Source organism: Micromonospora sp. D75 (assembly GCF_018070405.1).
Taxonomy (GTDB): domain Bacteria; phylum Actinomycetota; class Actinomycetes; order Mycobacteriales; family Micromonosporaceae; genus Micromonospora; species Micromonospora chalcea.
On record NZ_JAGPXV010001154.1, the window covers coordinates 1 to 566 of the forward strand.

Below are 566 nucleotides of genomic sequence, written 5' to 3' on the forward strand. Positions count from 1 at the left end.
CTCCGCGAGGCCTCCGAACGGACGCAAACTCCTTGATCACCGACTGCTCAGCGGGCTGGCGGGGTGGGGAGCGGGGGCGCTTCGAGATCTTGGTATGAAACGGCCCCTATAGCGGCCCTTTCCTACCAAGATCTTCGCGTTTCCCGCGCTTGGAAGATCGATCTCTATTCGTGGACTATCAGCCGACAGGAGCCGCCGCAGGTCGGCGCGGAGGCGATGATCGGCTGCGAAGCACTGGCCAGCGGACCGGGGAGAGACTCACGCCGCAGCCGGGGAATCCGGGGGCACCGCCACACCGGCCGACATCGGGGCGTGGACGGGTGCGGCGCGATCGACGGCTACGCGCACCCGCCGCCGTGGAGCGGGCACGACGAAGCGCACGCCGACGGGCGTCGCCGCGACATCCGCCCCGGTCCGGGGCGGAGCACGGTCAGCGGTGTCCCTCCGGGCGCTGCCGCCAGCGGTCCTCCATCCGGTCGAGGACGGAGCCCCGGCGGCCACTGCTGCGGCCACGGGGACGACGCCGGCTCGTTGTGCCGCCGACCACGTGCAGGTCGGGCGACTGG

1 pseudogene is annotated in these 566 nt (G+C 71.7%); it reads right to left on the minus strand.

What is annotated here, in order from left to right:
* Positions 1-430: 430 nt before the first annotated feature.
* Positions 431-566: pseudogene (locus tag KBX39_RS32600) on the minus strand (DUF3040 domain-containing protein); the annotation flags it as partial.